Genomic DNA, 16,935 nt, shown 5'->3' with positions numbered 1-16,935 from the left:
CTTGCTCTCAGCTTGCAAATCATGGCTCGGAGATCTTGACCAAAAATGCTGTTCGTCCTCAGCCGGTCGCTTCTTCAGGCGGTTCTAGCCACCCAAGTACGCGTCGAACGCGGTCATTGAGCTGGACGGTAGGCAACATGGGCGTCTGCTCCTTCTCGAAGTCGAAGTTCTGGACGCTGGTGACGCTGCCGGGAAGCTCAACACAAATCATGCCGTTGGGGGAGCGCCAGTTCACTGAACCGTCCGGAAGATAGGTGGCTTGCCATCCCAGCACGTGCTTGAACATCTGATGCCGCTTGCACAATAAATGCGTATTGCTGCGCGTGGTGTGCCCGCCTTTTGCCCATGCATCGATGTGGTCAATCTCGGATGCTTCGGCGGGCCGATTGCACCCGGGGAAGCGGCAGACGATATCCCGATTTCGCAGCAGATCACGCAGCGCCTTGGACGGACGGTACTTTTCGCGGCCCACGTCTATAGCTGCCCCTGACCAAGGATCGGTGAGCACCTTGATGAAAGACGGGGCGTCTTTTGCGATTAGCAGCGCTGTCCCTACTGGGATCGGCCCGTAGCCCTCAAGGTCAGCTAGTGCGCGTTTAGGGTTGGCCAGCATTTCCAGCGCAGGAATCGTGACAGCTACACGAGCTTTGAGCGGGGTCCCTTCGGTTGCGGGCCAACCATCGAGCAACGCATCGCAAACAATGTCCAGCCGTCGTTGCTGTTCGGTCCGATTATCAGCTGGATCAACATTGCGTACGGCATGCCAATTGACGGTATTGATAATGCCCAACGCCTTTTCCACCGGCAGATGCAGCTGAATCACGCTCATTCCATTGGCCTCGTGCCAATAGGTGATCTTGCGGTCCTCCGCACCTTTCTTGTGGCGTTCTTCAATGGGCTTTGGATGCAATCGCTCACGCATTTTCCTGGCACGTAGGGCTATCGCGGAGTCAGCGGCCTGCCGCGCTATCGGCAGCAAGGTTCGTTGCATTAGTGCCACGTCCTCGGGTGCCAGATCCTGAGAGTGCTTGACGATCTCCTGCGCGGATCTGGTCGTGATCTCACCGACGCTCAGGGCGTCCAAAGTGTCTGCGCAAAGATGGCGCAGTCCTTCGGCGAAGAACAACTTGTCCTGGACTTTCTTTTCCGAGGAGCGCATTGCCACCGATGCCTCGGCAACAAAGGAAGAACGGATCAGCGACTCGTCGGAGCGATTGACACCGTAGAAGTAGGCAGAATGAGTTTCAGCTGTTTCTTCCGTTGTGCCGGGGTCATCCAGCAGCGGCTCTTGGGTTCCGTGGCTGATCGTCTCGGCGACCGAATACTCGTAGCTATCGGCCAACACCGCTGCCTCGGCAGCATCCAACATGCTGTGCAGCCGGGCAATGGTCTTCAGCCGCTCCAGGCCCTGGGCGGATGCAGTGACCGGCGACTGGTCATAAAGGTTTATGGCGGTAGCGGCGATCTGGGTAAAGAGATTGTCTTTGTCCAGGTTCGCGGCCCAAAGACCATCGATTCCGGGGATACTCCTTGTCCCGGGCGGGCTGATAGGCAGTCGGCGAGGGTCGTCTTGGCTGTGAAATACCTCTCTTTTACTCATGTTTACAGTATTGATCTGTTCAAACGGCAGCCTTTGGAGAAAAGATCGGGATGGTGAAAAGGTGCAAAATGACCGAATTTCAGGGGTTTGACGCCTCAAGAATGAGCTGGGAAGCAACGTGGAAACGTCCGATTCGTGATTGAGCGAGAATTTAGATATGCTGGATCCTGCTCCACGGAGCAAACTGAGGAGGATTCGCCTAGCGGCCTATGGCGCACGCCTGGAACGCGTGTTGGGTTAACGCCCTCAGGGGTTCAAATCCCCTATCCTCCGCCGAATGTAATGTCCCGGCTCATCGTGAAAACGATGAGCCGGGACATTATTTTTTTGCGCTTACCGGCATTGCCAGAACCTGGCGGGTAGTATCCGTGGCAACTGTTCAGCAATCTTTCGGCAAGGTAAGACTATGGCAAGTGTATTGAGCGAAATCGCCGTCGACTGCGCGAACCCGATGCTGGTGGCGAGGTTCTGGTGCGAAGCGCTGAATTATGACGTATTGGAAGAAGAAGCCGGCTTGGTCAGTATTGGGTCCAAATCCCAAGGCCCGGGCGGGCTGAAATTGACGTTCGCGCAAGTGCCCGAAACCAAGAGCATCAAGAATCGCCTCCATCTGGACCTGCGTCCTCAAAACGCCCAGCAGCAAGAAGAAGCTGATCGCCTGATCTCTTTGGGGGCCAGCTACGCCGATGTGGGCCAGCGGGAGGACGAGAGCTGGATCGTGATGGCTGATCCTGAAGGCAACGAATTCTGCGTGCTTTCCGGCGTCGAATAAGCGAGGCGCTTTAAATGCCTATTGGCGCCGGGCCGGTAATCTCTCACCAGCTCGACGCCAACAGGTTTTGCGTGTGCAGCTCCTGATCCCTGCAGAAGCTCACGGCCTAGGCGCTTTTGCGCCCCTTGGCCAGCTCTGGGTAGTGGATGGCCGCGGTCTGCGGGTGGGCTCGCAGCCATCCCTTGAGCACGTTGGCGCCGTAGGAAGCCAGCATTGGGTTTTCCGGATCATCGGAGACGCCGCGAGCTTCGGCAGCCAGCTCGGCTGGCAGTTCGACCTTGTCGATCACTGCATCCAGTCGAGGGGAGTAGAAGAACGGCACCGAGTAGCGGTCAACGCCAGCTGGTGGCGCAATGACGCGGTGGATGGTGGCCATCAGGTAGCCGTTGGTCGCGACTTCGAGCATCTCCCCGAGGTTCACTACCAATGCACCCGGGGTCGGCGGCACCTCGATCCACTCTTCCTGGCCGTAGGGTTGCACCTGCAGCCCTCCAACCTGGTCCTGCAGCAGCAGGGTGACGAAGCCGTAGTCGGCGTGCAGGCCAACGCCCTGGTTGCCCGACTCTGGTACGACGTCGCCCGAAACGTAGTGCACCAACTTGCCCATCCATGACGGGGTGTTGGCGAATGGCTCGTCGAAGTGGCCTTCGGGCAAGCCCAGCCCCACAGCGATGGCCGAAAGCAGCTCGTGGCCGGTTTTGTTCATCAGCTCGGCCCACGCCATGGCGCGCTCTTCGAGCTGGGGGAAATCGGCAGGGAACTGGTTCGGGCCCTGCAGGTTCAAGTACGGCTTGTCCTCGGGAACGACCGCCAACGTCTCGCGTTCCGGTCCGTAGTCGATCTGTTCGCGGGCATCGGCGCGGCCCCGGGTGATTTCGGTGCCCATCCGGGTGTAGCCGCGGAACTGGGCGCTATTGCGGTTATCGAGCTTGATTTTCTGCTCAACGGGCTTCTGGAAGAATTCTGCGATGGTGTCGAGCAGTTCCTGGTCCTGCCCGGCATATGCGCTGTATCCGACGATCTGGAAGAAGCCGACGCGGTGTGCGGCGTCGCGAATCGCGGCAACGAAATCCTTGTTGAAGGAGCCGTCAGCATTGCGTGCGGTAGAAATATCGAGCAGTGGGATCTCGGTGACTACGTTGTTCATAAACCCAGAGTGCACCTTATGACGCGATTGTTACCAGCTAAAGTTACGCCCGGTTCCTCCAAGTTTCCCTTGGCGTAACAATCCTTGCTTTTTCGCATTGCGTGTCTGATTATTCGCATTCGCGTGTAGCATTCGCCCGGCAACTGCGCGGCGAGTCCGGCTGCCACCCGGCTCAATCGGCGCCGTCTCGGGAAGTGGCCTTCCTGGGGCCTGCCAACTAGCGCCTGATCTGCAGGTCTGTGGGTCTGGAGAGTTTGTCCGTATGCTTGAATAGTGATTTTTCGAGCGGTAGGTGAAGGCCGTCCATACCCGGACCACGGCTATTCTTCGGCGCGTGATTGGAGCGGACTTCCCCCGCAGCAAGTGAAACTAGCTGACTTGGTCACCACCAAAGCCACCTTGGATCTTGAAACATTGCTCTCTGAGGATTCCACCTTCTATGGCGACTTGTTCCCGCATGTAGTGCGCTATCGGGACGTGTTGTATCTGGAGGATGGGATGCACCGCGCGCTGCGCTCGGCGCTTCATCATCGCTCGGTAATACACGCACGCATATTGGATCTGGACGCTAGTTAGATAAGCTAGCGCCACGAGGATGACGATGACGTCGCCTTCAGGCCAGCAGCTGCCGAAGGCTGACCAGAGCAAGGTGGAATGATGCGTGATCGCGATGACCCGGGGCAATGGCACGGTGCGCATATTGTCGACGAGCAAGAATTAAGTTTCAGCTCGGACGGCCAGGCTAAGCGGCGTGCCCGCAAACGCCAGAACATTGTTTTCTCCGTGATGGCCCTGCTGGTGATCGCGGTTTTGGCCGGCGCCGTACTCGTTTTCAACGGAACGCTGAAGTTGGGTGGCGAGCCTGCCGCCGTTGCGAGCCCGAAGCCAAGCGAGACGAAAATCGAAAACCCCAAGTGCCCGGCCATCGATTTCAAGTACCAAAAACCCTCAGATGTCGAAATACGCGTGCTGAACACTACCGATATTTCGGGTCTTGCGGGTGACACTGCCGAGGCACTGGAAAAGCGTGGCTTCAAGATTTCGTCGCTGACTTCCGGGTGGAAGTCGCTCTCCGAAACCACTGGCGCGGTCATTGCCGGGCCTGATGGCTATGCCCAGGCTTTCACCGTGCAGCGCCAGATCCCCGGCATCGTTTTCATCTACGACGAAAAGAAGTGGGGCAGCCGGGTGGACCTGGCGCTGGGGGAGAAGTTCGACGGCCTGGAAAAAGAACGCAAGCTCGATACTTCTGAAGGCAAGCTGGTCTGCAGCAAATAGCTGGCTACGGGGTCTGCACATCTCCGGAATGCACTTGGGCCAGCGCATTTGCGAAGACCTCGGCTGGCTGGGCGCCGGAAATGCCGTACTTTCCATCAATGATGAAGAAAGGAACACCGCTGATGCCCAGCTCGCGTGCCTGGACGATATCTGCGTTGACTTCCTCAACGTAGGATCCGGACGAGAGCTTCGCACGCAGTTCGCAGGTATCCAGCCCCAGCGTTCCGGCCAGTTCGAGCAGCGTTTCTAGGTCTCCGGTGTTCAGGCCCTTCTCGAAGTGGGCAGAAAGCAGCGCTTCCTTCATCTCGTTTCCGGCACCATGCTTCTTGGCGTATTCCAGTACGCGTAGTGCAGTAAAGGAATTAGCGACCTTCAAGTTGGCGAAGTCGTAGTTCAATCCTTCAGCAGCAGCCTGGGCGGTGACATGGTCAAGCATTTGGGCGACCTGTTCCTGGCCCAGTCCCTTCATCTTGGAGAGGTATTCGGCCTCGCTGCCGTCATAGTTCTCAGGCAGGCTCGGGTCCAGCTGGTACGAGTGCCAGTAGACATCCACGTTCTGGGAGTATTCGAACGCCTCGACACCCCGCTCAAAGCGGCGCTTGCCGATGAAGCACCAAGGGCAGGCAATATCGGAGAAGATATCCACGCGGATGCGCTTGTCTTCCGGGGACTGGACAGCAGTATTTTCGCTCATGCTTGAGGTAACAACTTTTGCTCACCGGGCATTCCTTATTCGCAGCTGCTGATTTCGGGGGAGATAATGGCAGGGCTCCTACGGAAACCGGATGGTGCTGATGGCGAGAGAAAGCAGGGCAAGTGGCAAAGAACCTTCGATGGCGCGGAATCCTCTTCGCCGGAACGATTACGGCGATGGCAGGCTTCGTCGATGGCGTCGGATTCGTGCACTTCGGCGGCTACTTCCTCTCCTTCATGTCGGGAAACTCCACGCGTTCCTCCGTGGCGCTGATGACAGGGGACCTTGCCGGATGGGCGATGGCGATGTCCTTGGTGGGCTGCTTTGTCGCAGGTGTCATCCTCGCAACGCTGGTTACCTTCCGGCTCGATAGGCTGCGCCGGCCAGTGGCCATGTATTCCAGTGCGGCACTGCTGCTCGCTGCGGCCATCTCCGGGAATTTCTTGCCGCAGCTGACGGCTCTGCTGCTGGCCGCCGCGATGGGCGTGGTCAATGTTTCCTGCACTCGTTCGGGAGAGGTTTCCCTGGGCCTGACGTATATGACCGGCACGTTGGTCAAGCTCGGGCAGGCACTCGGTGGAGCAATCATCGGGTTGGCCACCGGGTCGGACCGCGGCGGCTACCGGATGCTATGGATGCGCTACGCAGTGCTTTGGCTGATGATCACCATGGGTTCCCTGGGTGGCGTCTTGGCCTACCTGCGGCTGGGGCTCGGCAGCTTGTGGATCGTCGCAGGCGGCATGCTCGCGTGGGCCAGCCTGGCGTTGTTCCAGGAGCTGCGCACACCCCATGGCCTGGAGTCGCCCTCGGAGCCTCAGGCCGGAACCTCCACCGGGATCAAGTAGAAAGACATAAAAAATATGCCTGGCTTCGCTTTATGCGAAACCAGGCATATTTTATTGCGCGGTGGCTAACTCAGCAAGGAGTCGCTGTCCTACTTGATTGGCGCCGCTGGGCGTACCAGCAGCTTGAAGAGCACGGCCAGAAGCACGAGCCATGCGATTCCGGTGTACAGGGCTACACGCGTCGTCGGGCTCAGGGCCAAGAGCACGACAACGAAGACCATGAAGGCCAAGGCGATCCATACGGCAACGGTGCCGCCGGGCACAGCGTATTCGCGGGCAACGGCCGGTCCGCGGCCCGCCGCGGCTTCCTTGCGTCGCATGGCCAGGTACGAAGTCAGAATCATGATCCACACCCAGACGGTGGCGAAGGTAGCGATGGAAGCGATGATGGTGAACAGCGACTCCGGGAGCAGGGCGTTGAGCACCACGCCGACCAGCAGCACAATGGCCATGATGACCACGGTCATCCACGGCACGCCGGTACGCGAGATGCGGCCAAAGGACTTCGGAGCATGGCCGATCTCGGACATGGCGTAGAGCATGCGGCCAGCCCCAAAAGTATCGGCGTTGATCGCCGAAACGGCTGCGGTGATCACCACGGCGTTGAGCACGTGGGCGGCGGCCGGGATGCCCAGGCCGTCGAAAATCTGCACGAATGGCGAAGCTGAGCCGTCGATCTGGCGCCAGTCAAAGAGCATCATGACTACGGCCAGCGAAGCTACGTAGAAGAGCAGGATGCGCCATGGCACGGTATTGATGGCGGCTGGAACCGACTTGGCAGGATCAGCTGCTTCACCAGCGGTGATGCCGATGGTTTCGATGCCGCCGAAGGCGAACATCACGACGGAGAACGAGAGCAGCAGGCCCACGAAGCCGTTGGGGAACAGGGTGCCAGCGCTCATCAGGGTAGCGATGCCGGTTGCGGTTTCGGTCTCAGGGGCGTTGAAGCCGAAGATGATCAGGGCGGCGCCGCCAATGATCATGGCGATAATTGCGGTCACCTTGATGATAGCCAGCCAGAATTCGGTTTCACCGAAGACCTTGACCTTCATCAGGTTGATCGAAGCGATCAGCAGGACGACCGCCAGCACCCAGATCCACTGCGCCACCTGCGGGAACCAGAAGCCCATGTAGATGCCGAACGCGGTCACATCGGCGATCGCGACAATGGCCATTTCAAAGGCAAAAGTCCAGCCGGTGACGAAGCCGGCGAAGCGGCCCAGGTAGCGCGAAGCGTAGTGAGCGAAGGATCCGGAAACCGGATGCTTGACAGCCATCTCGCCCATGGCACGCATGACGATGAAGACGGCAGCGCCGCCAATCATGTATGCGAAGAGGACGGCAGGGCCAGCAGCCTGGATAGCAGAAGAGGAGCCGTAGAAAAGGCCCGTTCCGATAGCTGAGCCGAGGGCCATGAAGCGGATGTGGCGGGCAGTCAGCCCGCGGGCGAGAGACGCCTTTATTTCGTTCACGATAGTAATGCTCGGATCCTATAAGGGGTGCGTTCGATGGGGACGGGCCCGCGCCAAAGGCAGGGCACAGCCGTGAAAATCCTATGCGCTCCAGGCAGCCATGACGCGCTTAAGTGTTGCAGATCCATCGTGAGCTTGGCCACCAGCGGTTGCTGTTGGCCACCTGCCGGGTGGGAGAATGGGCCTATGAAACTAGGATTCGTCCGCCACGGACAGACGCAATGGAACCTCGAAGGCCGCTTGCAGGGTTCCAGCGACATCCCCCTGAACGATACCGGGCGAGCCCAAGCCCGCGAGGCTGTCTCGGTGCTGGACGGCGGCCAATGGGACGCTATCGTTTCCTCGCCGCTCTCGCGGGCACGCGAGACGGCACAGATCATTGCCGACGGGCTGGGACTGGAACTTGGTCCTAGCTACGACCTGCTGATCGAGCGCGACTACGCCCAGGGCGAGGGCATGGTTGAGACCGAAGCGCTGGCGCTATGGCCGGACAAGAACGGTGGTGGAATTGAACCACTGGAATCTGTAGTTGACCGTGGCCTGCGCGCAATCAACCAGATTGCAGCAGACTACCCGGGCAAGAACGTCGCGGTAATCTGCCACGGCACCATTATCCGCTACACGCTCTCGCACTTCGCCGGCTACAAACTGGACACCATCCGCAATGGCTCGGTTGCCATTATCGGCAATGAGCCCGGCGATTGGCAGCTGGAACTGGTCAATGACCAGGTGCCCAGCAAGGTCGCGGGCTAAGCCGCACTAGATGCCGGAAGGAACAATCCGGCGGATGCTGGAGGCCACCAGCGAATCACGCTGCCGGTTCTTGACGACCGCAAGCCATGAGCCCAACGCCATGTAGGCCTTGGAGCGGATCTTTGGCGAGGAGAGGAACACGTCGTGCAGCGCGCCGGGCAGGCGCACCAAATGCAGTTCCCGGCCTAGGTCGATGCTGCGCTGGGCGACGACCTGCACATTCAAGGCCACGTCGGCGCGGGTGGCGGTGTCGTGCCAGCGAGGCAGCAAATAGTCTTCCGCCGAAAGCATCACCAGGGTGGGCATCTGGAGATCCAGCCCCTTCTTCACCTTGGCTTGCGCATTGAAGACGGCAGAGATGAAACCCGCGGTGAGCTTGAAGCCGTTGACCGGGCGCCAACCCAGATCGTAATCCCATTCGCCGGAAAACTGGCTGGAGACCGTGCGGGTGTAGAACCCTGGATCCACCGTCGGCAAGAAGCGGTGGGGGTTGCGGCTGCTGGCCGCCTGGACGATCCTCGCCAAGGCGGTGCGCCCGATCTCGCTGGCCTGGAATTCCAGCCACGGGCTGTTCAGCGCCAGCGCATCAACTTTCTGCGGGTTGGCTGCCGCATACAGAGAAGCGCTGAGCCCGCCAGTGGAGTGGGCGAGCAGGACAAAGCGGGTGCCCGGATGCGCGCTGGAAATGATGCGGTGGGCCGCGTCGAATTCCTCGAAGTACTCCTCCAGATCGGTGGTGAAGCCCGGGCTTCTGTGCTCGGCGATTTTGGTGGCCTGGTCTACCGGCAAGTTCCGTCCATAATGGCGCAGGTCCAGTGCGTAGAAATCCGCTCCGGCTTCGCTGAGGAACTCGGCGAGCTCTTCTTGGAAGAAGTAGTCCGACCAGCCATGCACATAAAGCACCGCGATCCCGCGCAATGGCGGCGGCAGGCGCAGCGTTCTGCGCGGACGGTGCCTGATCAACGTCGCGGTCGAACCGTCCGACATCGGCAGCGGCCGTTGCGAGAAATCCTCGCCCAGCAGATCGGGCTGCCACAGGTCCTCGGCCGGGTTCTTGAACTGGAAAGCCATGGCTACAGCCTAGCCACCGCACACGCAAAACGGCATCCACCCGCTGGACTGGTTACCAACGGATGAATGCCGCTTTGCGTGGCCGACGTTCAGGGACGACTGTTTTCTATCGGCCGGGTCTCGGGTACTGCCTAACCTGCCATTTCCAGGGTGCGGGCTGGCGCATCCAGGTAGCGCAGGTAGGCGTTCTTGGTCAGGAAGGTCGGGAAGTCATCGCGCAGGGCGCAAGCTTCGAAGATTTCCACGGCTTCCTCGAAGCGATCGCCCTCGAAGCGCTCCAAGCCCTCCATGGTCTCCTCGGCCAGTTCCTGGACCCAGCGACGGGTGATGATCTCGCCCTCATCGGTGATCGCCGACTGGTGGATCCACTGCCACAGCTGCGAACGGGAGATCTCGGCGGTAGCAGCATCTTCCATCAGGTTGCGCAGCGCCACAGCACCGTTGCCGCGCAGCCAGGACTCGATGTAGCGGATGCCGATCTCGATGTTGTCGCGGATGCCGCGTTCGGTGATCTTGCCGGTGACACTCTCGATGTTCAGCAGGGCCGGGCCGGAAACCTCGACATCTTCGCGGGTGCGCTGCAACTGGTTGGGGTTCTCGCCGAGCACCTCGTCGTACACCTCCCGGGCAACCGAAACCAGGTCGGGGTGGGCAACCCAGGAGCCGTCGAAGCCATCAGCTGCTTCGCGGGCCTTGTCCTCGCGGACCTTGCCGCACGCCAGCTCGTTGATCGAGGCGTCCTTGCGGTTGGGAACGAATGCGCTCATCCCGCCGATGGCCGAAGCCCCGCGGCGGTGGCAGGCACGCACCAGCTGTTCGGTGTAGGCCCGCATGAACGGGGCGGTCATGGTCACGGTGTCGCGATCCGGGAAGACGAAGCGCGGTCCGCGGGAACGGAAGTTCTTGATAATCGAGAAGATGTAATCCCAGCGGCCAGCATTGAGCCCCGAGGAATGCTCGCGCAGCTCGTAGAGGATCTCTTCCATCTCGAATGCGGCGGTGATGGTCTCGATCAGCACGGTGGCACGGATAGTGCCGCGCTCGATATCCATCAGATCCTGGGCCATGTTGAACACGTCGTTCCACAACCGTGCTTCCAGATGGTTCTCCAGCTTCGGCAGGTAGTAGTACGGGCCGCGTCCGGCTGCCAGCAGGCGCTTGGCGTTGTGGAAGAAGTGCAGTCCGAAGTCCACCAGCGCACCGGACATCGGGGTGCCGGCAACCAGCAGGTGCTTCTCCGGCAGGTGCCAGCCGCGGGGACGAACCACGATGGTTGGCAGCTGCTGCAGATCGTAGCTGTTCAGCTTGTACTCGCGGCCATCCGGTGCGGTGAAGTCCAGGTCCTGATCCAGCACCCGGATCAGGTTGACCTGGTTCTTGATGACGTTCTGCCAGGTTGGCGAGGATGCATCCTCCATGTCGGCCAGCCAGACCTTGGCCCCGGAATTCAGCGCATTGATAGCCATCTTGCGTTCGATCGGGCCAGTGATTTCCACCCGGCGATCTTCCAGCCCCGGAGCGATCGGGGCGACCTGCCATGAATCGTCTTCGCGAATAGCGCGGGTCTCGTCCAGGAACTTCGGATCGCGGCCATTGGCAATGCGCGCCCGGTTGACCTGGCGGCGCTGCATCAACTCGGCACGGCGCGGTTCGAATGCGGTGTGCAGGGCCGAAAGGAAGTCCAGGGCCTCGCTGGTCAGGATCTGCTCCTGGTAGCGAACGGGGGTAGCGGTAATGGTGATGTTGTTCAGGGTGATGGGGGAGTTCATGGCAGCGTCCTTAAAAATCTTGGAAATGGTGCTGGTGCTAGCCGGCGCCTTTGCCGGCTAGCACCATCGACCCATCAGGGTCTAATGGAATTGGCCTTCTTCGGTGGATCCCACCAAGGCCAGGGTTGAGGCGTTAGGGTTCAGCGCCGTGGAGATCGCATCGAAGTAGCCGGTGCCGACTTCGCGCTGGTGCCTGGTGGCGGTGTAGCCGGCGGCCTCGGAAGCGAATTCGCGTTCCTGCAATTCGACGTAGGCGCTCATGCCGTCCTTCGCGTAGCCGGAGGCCAGGTCGAACATCGAGTGGTTCAATGCGTGGAATCCGGCCAGGGTGATGAACTGGAAGCTGAAGCCCATGGCACCTAGTTCGCGCTGGAACTTCGCGATGGTCGCATCGTCCAGGTGCTTCTTCCAGTTGAACGACGGCGAGCAGTTGTAGGAAAGCATCTGGTCCGGGAAGTCCTTTTTGACCGCTTCGGCGAACTTGCGGGCCAGCTCCAGGTCAGGGGTGCCGGTTTCCATCCAGATCAGGTCCGAGTACGGTGCGTAGGCCTTGGCCCGGGCGATGCATGGCTCGATGCCGTTGGTGACCTTGTAGAAGCCTTCCGGGGTGCGCTCGCCGGTGATGAACTGCTGATCGCGTTCATCGACATCCGAGGTGATCAGCGTTGCCGCTTCAGCGTCGGTGCGGGCGATAACTACGGAAGGGGTGCCAGCCACGTCGGCGGCCAGGCGGGCCGCGTTCAGGGTGCGGATGTGCTGCTGGGTCGGGATCAGCACCTTGCCGCCGAGGTGGCCGCACTTCTTTTCGCTGGCCAGCTGGTCTTCCCAGTGGACGCCCGATGCGCCAGCGGTGATCATGGACTTCATCAGTTCGTAGGCGTTCAGCGGGCCGCCGAAGCCGGCTTCTGCATCAGCGACGATGGGGACCATCCAGTCTTCGACGGTCTGGATGCCTTCGGAGAACTCGATCTGGTCTGCACGCTGCAATGCGTTGTTGATGCGGCGCACGACCTGGGGAACCGAATTGGCCGGGTACAGCGACTGGTCCGGGTAGGTCTGGCCTGAAAGGTTGGCATCCGCTGCTACCTGCCAGCCCGAAAGATAGATGGCTCGAAGGCCGGCCTTGACTTGCTGCACTGCCTGGTTGCCGGTCAGTGCGCCCAACGCGTTGGTGTAGCCGCCGGTGGGGGTTTCCTCGGTGAGCTGCTTCCACAGCTTCTCGGATCCGCGTTTGGCCAGGGTGTGCTCTTCCTGGACCCGGCCCTGGAGCTTCACGACGTCGGCAGCGCTGTAGTCGCGGGTTACGCCGTTCCAGCGGGGGTTGTTTTCCCAGTCGCTCTCGATGGCTGCGATTCGGTTGTCGATCGAGGTTTCGTTGGTGTTTTCAGTAGTCATTGCCTTGGCTCCTTCGCACAAGCTGCGGGTTCATGTCGATCGGAAGGTGATCTTGTGAACTTCTTCGTGACAACTACTTTTCCGCAGGTGCGAGGGCTTCAACAGAGGTTTTTCGAATTAAGATTTCCACTTCTTCACAAAAATGGAAATTTATCGCTTCTTGCGCTGAGTGTGAGTCAAAGCATGGAAATTAGCTGATATTGAATCAATCCTTAGCGAAGAAGAGTGAAATTTAACAGCAAGCCTGGATAAGGGCGAAGCCAAAGCAGGCCGATTCCGGGCTCTGCGAGAATCGGTGAATCACTGATGGGCTGGCATTTTATGGAAACCGCAGGTGCTGATTCGCCATGGAGGGCATTATGCAGCAGGCCAAAAACGTGAAGTATCAGAGTCTGGACTGGTAGCTGGCTTTTGCCAGATGGGGGCCTGGACTTGTCGCTATGGCCCATATTCTTGGCCGGCAGTGCAGTTTCTGAGTGCGAAGATTTATGGATCTTGCGACAATGGCTGATTGAGCCGGAACGCGCTAGGGCTGGTCGAAAGAGACCACAGCCATGAAACCGCGGCCGGAGATGCGTGGTTCACCGGCGTCAGAGCCAACGACGGTGTCACGCAGGCCCAGCGACTGTTCGCTGTCGCCGAGCAAGAGCTTGGCGGAGCCCTGGACCAAAAGGCCCAGTTGCCCATCAAAGAGGTACTGCTCGCGCTTTTTGGACAGCTCGACAATGCGAACGGTGGGTCGTACCTGCTCTGGAATGGCGGCCACGTGCACGATGAGCAGTTCTTCGGCGGGCTGGCTCGCCTGGACAGAATTTCTCGTTTCGAATTTCAACGGGCGCAGCGGTTCCAATCCGTGCTCTTGCCCGTCTACATCCAGCTGCACGAAATCGCCGGCGATCAACGTGAAGACTTGAGCCGAAGGCGACGGAGTGAAGGCTGCAGATTTCTCGATAGAGCGAATCGACAGTTGCCAGGTTGATTCCCGCAGTTCGCTGGACCACAACGTTCCGTCCTGCGCCAGAATGCCGCTCGCAATGAGCCGGACCTGCCCTAGCTCCCATTGCTTCTTGGTGCTTTGCGCCAATTCGAGAATGGAACCCGGTGCAAAAGATGCTTGTGCTTCGCTCATGGGACGAGTCTACTTGCCGATGCCCAAGCGAAGTTGTTCAACCAGCTGGGATGTGGGCAGCGAGGCATCAAGAGTTATCCAACCGTGCACTTGCGCAAGGCGCAGATACTCATTTCGACTGTCCCTGAGATACTCCATGCTTTCGTCGTCTTTGCCGCGGGAATTGATCCGCTCAAAGGCAAGGATGGGGTCGATGTCGAGCAGGACAATTCTCGCGTGCTCGGTACTTTTCGCCGCAAGCCAGGGGAGAAGCAGTCCCGGAGGATGGCCACGTAAGCGCCGCAGCACTAATTGGCAATACAGGTGCCGGTCCATCACGCTGAGTCCGGGAGAGCGGGCCGCGAAAAGCATATTGCGGGCAACATTGAAGCTGCGAATGGAAGTTTCGAAGAAATCCTGGGTGAAAGTCGGGAACGTGATTCCCAGGGCGCGAGAGAATTTGGTAAGCCAGCTCCGCGCGGCGACGTTTGCGAGCCTACGAGCCTGAATGCGATCGTTGCGCAGCTGCTGTACAAAAGCTTCAATAGTGGTGCTTTTGCCTGCGCCATCGGTGCCGACGATGACCAAAGTCCGGGGTGGATCGTGGGCATGGCGCGGGGCCGGTAGGGGGCGGGTGGAGACTGCGTGCATGGTGCTCCTTGCGGGATCTCTTTGTAGTTTCAACGTTTGCGCTTCGCTGAAGATTCCGCAGAAAGGCTGTGCATTTGTTGAGAGTAGCTCGCCGGGGAAGCAAGGAAAGAACCGTGAATATTTGCTTCCGCGTCACTGCTGGGCGATTGAATTACGGGTTGAATCCGGAAGATCTAGAAATTTTCACGATCCTTGGCATAACCTTGTCATGTGACTGCAACCACATGGAATCGCTCAGTGAACTCAGCCGGCAATGGCGCTGGCAGCGAAGATACAGAACTCGACGCCATTGCTCTCGGCCGCAGAATCCGCTTTCTGCGCAAGGGCAAGCAACTGACCTTGGATGATGTCTCGGCGCTCGTTGACACCGCGCCGAGCCAGTTGTCGCTGATTGAAAACGGCAAGCGCGAACCGAAGCTATCGCTGCTTAAGTCCCTGGCTGGAGCCATGGGGGTTGGAGTCGACGATCTGCTGGGCACCGAACCGCCATCGCGCCGTGCTGCTTTGGAGATCGAATTGGAACGTGCCCAACGCGGTCCACTGTACGAGTCCTTGGGATTGCCTACCGTTCGTGTTGGCACGCGTCTGCCCATGGACGTCCTGGAATCCCTGGTGGGACTGCAGCATGAATTGGAACGCCGCCTGAACGAGCAGGCCGCGACCCCTGAAGAAGCCCGTCGGGCCAATACCGCGTTGCGCCATGAGATGCGCCAACGCAACAACTACTACAAGGATATCGAGCAGGAAGCCGCCAAAGTCCTCTCTGCAGTTGGCCACGATTCAGGGCCGCTCTCGCATCATCGTGCAGCAGATATCGCCGAGCATCTGGGATTCAGCCTGCGCTTCGTGGGCAATCTTCCGCATTCCACGCGTTCGGTGACTGACCAGAAGAACAAGCGTATCTATCTGACGCAGGCGAACCGCTCGGAACATGATCCTCGTTCGGTGTTGCTGCAGGCGCTAGGGCATCACGTATTGGGTCATAGGACTCCAACCGATTATTTCGATTTCCTCTCGCAGAGGGTCGCGACCAACTACTTTGCCGCGGCGTTGATGATGCCGGAAAAGTCCACGGTGGACTACTTGCGGCGAGCTAAGAACAACCGTGAGTTGGCCATCGAGGATCTGCGCGATGCTTTCGCCGTGTCCTATGAGTCCGCAGCCCACCGGTTCACCAACCTTGCCACCGAGCATCTGGGGATGACCTGCCACTTCCAGAAGGTCCACGAATCGGGCATCTTGCACAAGGCTTATGAGAATGACCGAGTGAACTTTCCAGCCGATCACACCGGTGCCATTGAAGGACAAACCATTTGCCGGTATTGGACAAGTCGCGTGGTCTTCGAGCAGATGGATAAGTTCCGTTCCTTCGAGCAGTACACCGATACCGTCAATGGGACCTTCTGGTGCACGGCGCGCACCGAGCGCCATTCCTCGGGACTGTATTCCTTGTCCATTGGCGTGCCTTTTGAGCATGTGAAGTGGTTCCGCGGGCGGGATACCAAGGAGCGCTGCCAATCCACCTGCCCGGACGAGAACTGCTGCCGCCGTCCACCTGCTGACCTATCCAGCCAGTGGTTCGGCAATGCGTGGCCGGCTACGCGCGCCAATACCCACTTGCTGGCGGCCATGCCAACCGGAGCCTTTCCCGGAGTAGATGAAACCGAGGTCTACCGATTCCTGGAAAAGCAGGTGGACTAGGACCGTTGGACTATGCGATGTGCTTGGAGATGAAGGCAAGAGCAGTTTCCGCCAGCCACGCGCCATCCTGGGCAACGGTGCGGCCGGAGCGGGCTACCTTGAAGGAATGGTTGCCACCTTCGAACCAGGAAAGTTCGCTGTGCTCGTTCAGCTTGCTGGCGACTTCTTCCATCTTTTCGGGGTTGGCAAAGGGATCTCGGGTGCCTTCGAGGAAAAGCATCGGCACCGCAATCGGGTAGAGATGCTCATCGCGTAGCTTCTCTTCCTTCTTAGGCGCGTGCAACGGGTACCCCAGGAAGATCAACCCTGCCGAGGGCATGCCCTCGGCAACTGACAGGGAAGCGATGCGCCCGCCAAAGGACTTTCCTGCCGTGAAGATTGGCAGGCCTTCAGCCAAGTGTTCTTCAACCCAACGGCGGACCTGGTGCCACACTGCGACCGCCGCTGGCGCTTTGTCGGGAAACTTCTTTCCAGCATCCATGTAGGGGAAATTAAAACGCAGGACGCTGGCACCCAGATTCGCAGCGGCTAGCGCAAAGCCGGCCATGAAGTCATGATCCTTTCCAGCACCTGAACCGTGTGCGAGCACGATGACGGCCTTCGCCGCCTTTGCTCGGTCCCAGAGCGCGCTGAGTTCCAGGTCTTCGTATGGAATGGAGAGTTCTTGGGTCATAGGTAC

Annotated in this window: 16 protein-coding genes and 1 tRNA gene; 7 read left to right on the top strand and 10 right to left on the bottom strand. The window is 59.5% G+C overall.

Going from position 1 to position 16,935, the window contains the following annotated elements; genetic code table 11:
- Positions 1-58: 58 nt before the first annotated feature.
- Complete coding sequence (locus ACFVHU_RS11575; RefSeq protein WP_146112294.1) at positions 59-1,699, bottom strand: HNH endonuclease signature motif containing protein; 1,641 nt, start codon at positions 1,697-1,699, stop codon at positions 59-61.
- An 89-nt stretch (positions 1,700-1,788) separates the two neighbouring features.
- On the opposite strand from ACFVHU_RS11575, the gene ACFVHU_RS11570 reads away from it, so the two are divergent.
- Positions 1,789-1,873 (top strand) — tRNA-Ser (locus ACFVHU_RS11570).
- Positions 1,874-2,006: 133 nt separating this feature from the next.
- Positions 2,007-2,372 carry a VOC family protein gene (locus tag ACFVHU_RS11565; RefSeq protein ID WP_105659190.1) on the top strand — a complete coding sequence of 122 codons (366 nt, stop codon included), beginning with the start codon at positions 2,007-2,009 and terminating at the stop codon, positions 2,370-2,372.
- Positions 2,373-2,478: 106 nt separating this feature from the next.
- Here the strand turns inward: ACFVHU_RS11565 and ACFVHU_RS11560 are convergent, their stop codons facing one another.
- Positions 2,479-3,519, bottom strand: coding sequence for an isopenicillin N synthase family oxygenase (locus ACFVHU_RS11560; RefSeq protein WP_105659189.1), 1,041 nt, complete (start codon positions 3,517-3,519; stop codon positions 2,479-2,481).
- A gap of 273 nt (positions 3,520-3,792) precedes the next feature.
- Here ACFVHU_RS11560 and ACFVHU_RS11555 point away from each other — a divergent pair, with 273 nt between their 5' ends.
- Both ACFVHU_RS11555 and ACFVHU_RS11550 read left to right on the top strand, forming a co-directional pair.
- On the top strand, positions 3,793-4,095 hold the full coding sequence (locus ACFVHU_RS11555; protein WP_388024543.1) for a type II toxin-antitoxin system VapB family antitoxin: 303 nt from the start codon (positions 3,793-3,795) through the stop codon (positions 4,093-4,095).
- Between the two features lie 78 nt (positions 4,096-4,173).
- Complete coding sequence (locus ACFVHU_RS11550) at positions 4,174-4,797, top strand: LytR C-terminal domain-containing protein (protein WP_105662411.1); 624 nt, start codon at positions 4,174-4,176, stop codon at positions 4,795-4,797.
- 4 nt (positions 4,798-4,801) lie between these two features.
- Here the strand turns inward: ACFVHU_RS11550 and ACFVHU_RS11545 are convergent, their stop codons facing one another.
- Positions 4,802-5,491 carry a DsbA family protein gene (locus tag ACFVHU_RS11545; RefSeq protein ID WP_388024541.1) on the bottom strand — a complete coding sequence of 230 codons (690 nt, stop codon included), beginning with the start codon at positions 5,489-5,491 and terminating at the stop codon, positions 4,802-4,804.
- 122 nt (positions 5,492-5,613) lie between these two features.
- Here ACFVHU_RS11545 and ACFVHU_RS11540 point away from each other — a divergent pair, with 122 nt between their 5' ends.
- Positions 5,614-6,336 (top strand): YoaK family protein, encoded by a 723-nt coding sequence (locus tag ACFVHU_RS11540; RefSeq protein WP_388024540.1) that lies wholly within the window; start codon positions 5,614-5,616, stop codon positions 6,334-6,336.
- 89 nt (positions 6,337-6,425) lie between these two features.
- On the opposite strand, the gene ACFVHU_RS11535 is transcribed toward ACFVHU_RS11540, so the two are convergent.
- Positions 6,426-7,808 carry an amino acid permease gene (locus ACFVHU_RS11535; RefSeq protein WP_388024538.1) on the bottom strand — a complete coding sequence of 461 codons (1,383 nt, stop codon included), beginning with the start codon at positions 7,806-7,808 and terminating at the stop codon, positions 6,426-6,428.
- A gap of 186 nt (positions 7,809-7,994) precedes the next feature.
- Between ACFVHU_RS11535 and ACFVHU_RS11530 the strand changes: the two genes are divergently transcribed.
- Positions 7,995-8,561: a histidine phosphatase family protein gene (locus ACFVHU_RS11530; protein ID WP_332594869.1), complete on the top strand. Its 567-nt coding sequence runs from the start codon at positions 7,995-7,997 to the stop codon at positions 8,559-8,561.
- Positions 8,562-8,567: 6 nt separating this feature from the next.
- Here the strand turns inward: ACFVHU_RS11530 and ACFVHU_RS11525 are convergent, their stop codons facing one another.
- The 5 genes from ACFVHU_RS11525 to ACFVHU_RS11505 all read right to left on the bottom strand — a co-directional run bounded on the left by ACFVHU_RS11525 (position 8,568) and on the right by ACFVHU_RS11505 (position 14,555).
- Positions 8,568-9,632: an alpha/beta hydrolase gene (locus ACFVHU_RS11525; RefSeq protein WP_388024536.1), complete on the bottom strand. Its 1,065-nt coding sequence runs from the start codon at positions 9,630-9,632 to the stop codon at positions 8,568-8,570.
- A gap of 131 nt (positions 9,633-9,763) precedes the next feature.
- Positions 9,764-11,401 (bottom strand): malate synthase A, encoded by a 1,638-nt coding sequence (gene aceB, locus ACFVHU_RS11520; protein WP_388024534.1) that lies wholly within the window; start codon positions 11,399-11,401, stop codon positions 9,764-9,766.
- Positions 11,402-11,482: 81 nt separating this feature from the next.
- The gene (gene aceA, locus ACFVHU_RS11515; protein WP_105659180.1) at positions 11,483-12,796 is read right to left on the bottom strand and encodes an isocitrate lyase; all 1,314 of its coding nucleotides are present in this window, start codon (positions 12,794-12,796) and stop codon (positions 11,483-11,485) included.
- A 526-nt stretch (positions 12,797-13,322) separates the two neighbouring features.
- A complete protein-coding gene (locus ACFVHU_RS11510; RefSeq protein WP_388024532.1) occupies positions 13,323-13,925 on the bottom strand; it encodes a HutD family protein in 603 nt (200 codons plus the stop codon).
- A gap of 9 nt (positions 13,926-13,934) precedes the next feature.
- Positions 13,935-14,555: a thymidylate kinase gene (locus ACFVHU_RS11505; protein ID WP_388024530.1), complete on the bottom strand. Its 621-nt coding sequence runs from the start codon at positions 14,553-14,555 to the stop codon at positions 13,935-13,937.
- A 237-nt stretch (positions 14,556-14,792) separates the two neighbouring features.
- Here ACFVHU_RS11505 and ACFVHU_RS11500 point away from each other — a divergent pair, with 237 nt between their 5' ends.
- On the top strand, positions 14,793-16,256 hold the full coding sequence (locus ACFVHU_RS11500; protein WP_181148926.1) for a helix-turn-helix transcriptional regulator: 1,464 nt from the start codon (positions 14,793-14,795) through the stop codon (positions 16,254-16,256).
- Between the two features lie 10 nt (positions 16,257-16,266).
- Here ACFVHU_RS11500 and ACFVHU_RS11495 read toward each other — a convergent pair whose 3' ends face one another.
- The gene (locus ACFVHU_RS11495; protein ID WP_105658615.1) at positions 16,267-16,929 is read right to left on the bottom strand and encodes an alpha/beta family hydrolase; all 663 of its coding nucleotides are present in this window, start codon (positions 16,927-16,929) and stop codon (positions 16,267-16,269) included.
- Between the last annotated feature and the right edge of the window lie 6 nt (positions 16,930-16,935).

It is taken from the genome of Glutamicibacter sp. NPDC127525 (genome assembly GCF_042672105.1).
Taxonomy (GTDB): domain Bacteria; phylum Actinomycetota; class Actinomycetes; order Actinomycetales; family Micrococcaceae; genus Glutamicibacter.
The sequence above is the reverse complement of the archived record's forward strand: the minus strand, read 5'-3'. Positions and strand labels throughout refer to the sequence as shown.

Bases quoted from the DNA above. Each gene is read 5' to 3' on its own strand.
- ACFVHU_RS11495 (WP_105658615.1), bottom strand. From the start codon at position 16,929: ATGACCCAAGAACTCTCCATTCCATACGAAGACCTGGAACTCAGCGCG.
- ACFVHU_RS11545 (WP_388024541.1), bottom strand. From the start codon at position 5,491: ATGAGCGAAAATACTGCTGTCCAGTCCCCGGAAGACAAGCGCATCCGC.
- ACFVHU_RS11505 (WP_388024530.1), bottom strand. From the start codon at position 14,555: ATGCACGCAGTCTCCACCCGCCCCCTACCGGCCCCGCGCCATGCCCAC.
- ACFVHU_RS11530 (WP_332594869.1), top strand. From the start codon at position 7,995: ATGAAACTAGGATTCGTCCGCCACGGACAGACGCAATGGAACCTCGAA.
- aceA (WP_105659180.1), bottom strand. From the start codon at position 12,796: ATGACTACTGAAAACACCAACGAAACCTCGATCGACAACCGAATCGCA.
- ACFVHU_RS11525 (WP_388024536.1), bottom strand. From the start codon at position 9,632: ATGGCTTTCCAGTTCAAGAACCCGGCCGAGGACCTGTGGCAGCCCGAT.
- ACFVHU_RS11565 (WP_105659190.1), top strand. From the start codon at position 2,007: ATGGCAAGTGTATTGAGCGAAATCGCCGTCGACTGCGCGAACCCGATG.
- ACFVHU_RS11510 (WP_388024532.1), bottom strand. From the start codon at position 13,925: ATGAGCGAAGCACAAGCATCTTTTGCACCGGGTTCCATTCTCGAATTG.
- ACFVHU_RS11550 (WP_105662411.1), top strand. From the start codon at position 4,174: ATGATGCGTGATCGCGATGACCCGGGGCAATGGCACGGTGCGCATATT.
- ACFVHU_RS11560 (WP_105659189.1), bottom strand. From the start codon at position 3,519: ATGAACAACGTAGTCACCGAGATCCCACTGCTCGATATTTCTACCGCA.
- aceB (WP_388024534.1), bottom strand. From the start codon at position 11,401: ATGAACTCCCCCATCACCCTGAACAACATCACCATTACCGCTACCCCC.